The sequence below is a fragment of the Streptomyces sp. WM6386 genome (assembly GCF_000972385.1).
Classification (GTDB): Bacteria; Actinomycetota; Actinomycetes; order Streptomycetales; family Streptomycetaceae; genus Streptomyces.
Genome location: NZ_JXTE01000163.1, coordinates 1 through 2,051, shown reverse-complemented (window position 1 = coordinate 2,051; position 2,051 = coordinate 1). Strand labels below are relative to the sequence as shown.

At 70.0% G+C, this 2,051-nt stretch carries 3 protein-coding genes; all 3 read left to right on the top strand.

Going from position 1 to position 2,051, the window contains the following annotated elements; translation table 11 throughout:
- Positions 1-396: DegT/DnrJ/EryC1/StrS family aminotransferase (locus tag TN53_RS40340; protein WP_046263845.1), on the top strand; the 396-nt coding region annotated here is incomplete at its 5' end.
- A 13-nt stretch (positions 397-409) separates the two neighbouring features.
- Positions 410-1,228 (top strand): class I SAM-dependent methyltransferase, encoded by an 819-nt coding sequence (locus TN53_RS40335; protein WP_052745405.1) that lies wholly within the window; start codon positions 410-412, stop codon positions 1,226-1,228.
- Between the two features lie 36 nt (positions 1,229-1,264).
- A partial coding sequence (locus TN53_RS40330; protein ID WP_046263844.1) for a UbiA family prenyltransferase occupies positions 1,265-2,051 on the top strand: 787 nt, incomplete at its 3' end.

The window sequence follows — 2,051 nt, the reverse complement described above, 5'->3', positions numbered from 1 at the left end:
CGCCAGATCGAACGGCTGCCCACCCTCGCCGACCGTCTGGAGCGCCGCGCCACGATCGCGGACTACTACACCGAGCGGTTCGCCCCGCTGGCCGAGCGAGGCGTCAAGGCACCGCCCGCCGGCCGCAACGGCCGCTGCTTCTACGTCTATTCGATCCAGGTGTCCCGCCGTGAGGACCTTCGGGCCTACCTGACCGAGCACGGCATCGGCTCGCACGTCTACTACCCCACGCCGCTGCCGCTGCAGCCCGCCTTCAACGCCTGGGCCCCCGAGGGTGCCGACTGGCCGAACGCGCGCTGGGCCAGCCGGTCGAACCTGGCCATCCCGATCTGGCCCCACCTGACCGACGCCGACGTCGAGCGCATCGCCGACACCATCTGCGACTTCTTCGCCTAGGGAGCCACCTGCCATGACGACAACCGTCCAGAGCGCCGACGCCTCGCAGGAGTACGTCTTCGACTCCTCGTGGGACAAGGAGACCGAGCGGCTCATCACCAACGAGGCCATCTGGGACCCGGGCACCTTCGAGCGCTTCGAGAAGCCCGGCGTGAGCGAGGGCTGGCACGTCCTGGAGGTCGGCGCCGGCTCCGGCGCGGCCGCCCGCCGCCTCGCCCAGCTGGTCGGGCCCACCGGCCGGGCGGTCGGCGCCGACCTGAAGACCGTGCGCCTGGTCGAGGACCAGAAGAAGGGCACGCTCGACGTCTGGGAGATCGACATCCGCGAGGACGAACTCCCCGAGAACTCCTTCGACCTGGTGCACGCCCGGATGCTGGTGCAGCACCTGCCCGGCCGCCAGGCCGTCATCGACAAGTTCGTGCGCGCGCTGCGCCCCGGAGGCCTGCTGTTCCTGGAGGACACCGACTCCTCCACCCTGTTCCGCTCCGCGTCCGGCGAGGACTTCCTCCAGGACGTGCGCGCGGCCGGCTACGGGCTGATGCGCGAAGCCGGTCACGACCCGCGCGGCGGCCACGTCGACCTGGAACTGGCGCTCTCCTCGGGCCTCGAGGACGTCACCGCCGAGGGCCGCGTGGTCATGGTGCGCGGGGGCTCCGAACAGGCCCGCCACTACCAGCTGTGGCTGGAGTTCATGGCCCCGCAGATCGTCGCCGCCGGCCTGGTGACCCAGGAGCGCATCGCCGAGGCGATCACCGAGATGGGCGACCCGTCCCACAACTGGCTCAGCCAGGTCCAGATATCCACCGTCGGCCGCAAGCCCCGCACGGCCTGACGACCACTCAAGACGACGAAGAGAGGAGGAGCGGACATGAGCCAGGCCATCGCGGTCAAGCCGACCGGGCGGCTGCGCGCCTACGCGCGGCTGGCGAAGCTGTCGTTCTTCGACTACTACCTGGCCGCGCCGGTCGTATGGGCGCTGCTGCCCTCCGATCTGCGGGGCGACCCGAAGGTGCTCTGGACGCTGGTCGTCACCACGCTCGGCTGGGTGGCGATGACCGCGGCGACGGTCGCCTTCGACGACGTGCACGGCTTTAGGGACGGCAGCGACGACGTCAACTACGACCCGAAAGCGGCGCTGCGCAACCGTGAGCGCAAGCCGCTGCTCAACGGCGACCTGACAGAACACCAGGCGCTGCGGTTCGGATATCTGACCCTGCTGGCCAGCCTGCTCTGGATGGGCGTGGCAGTGGCCATCGCCCCGCACACCCCCACCTGGGTACTCCTGCTGATCCCGTTCCAGGTGGCGATCAGCGTCCAGTACTCGCACGGGATGCGGCTCAGCTACCGCGGCGGGCAGGAACTGGTGCTGCTGCTGAGCCCTGGCCTGATGGCACTGATCCCCTACGGCCTGACCGACGGCAACTTCACCGGCGTCATCGCGCTGGAGACGTATCTGATCGGCGTCTGGTCGCTGCTGGTGTCGGTGTACTCCAACGTCAACGACCGCGAAGGCGACCGCGCGGCCGGCCGCAAGAACCTCGCCACCGAGCTGACACCTTCCGCCTACTCCGTGGCCATCGCCCTGATCTCGCTGACCGAGACCGCCGCGCTGCTGATCGCCTGGGCGGCCGACGCCGTCCCCGGCTGGTTCCTGC

Bases quoted from the DNA above. Each gene is read 5' to 3' on its own strand.
- TN53_RS40335 (WP_052745405.1), top strand. From the start codon at position 410: ATGACGACAACCGTCCAGAGCGCCGACGCCTCGCAGGAGTACGTCTTC.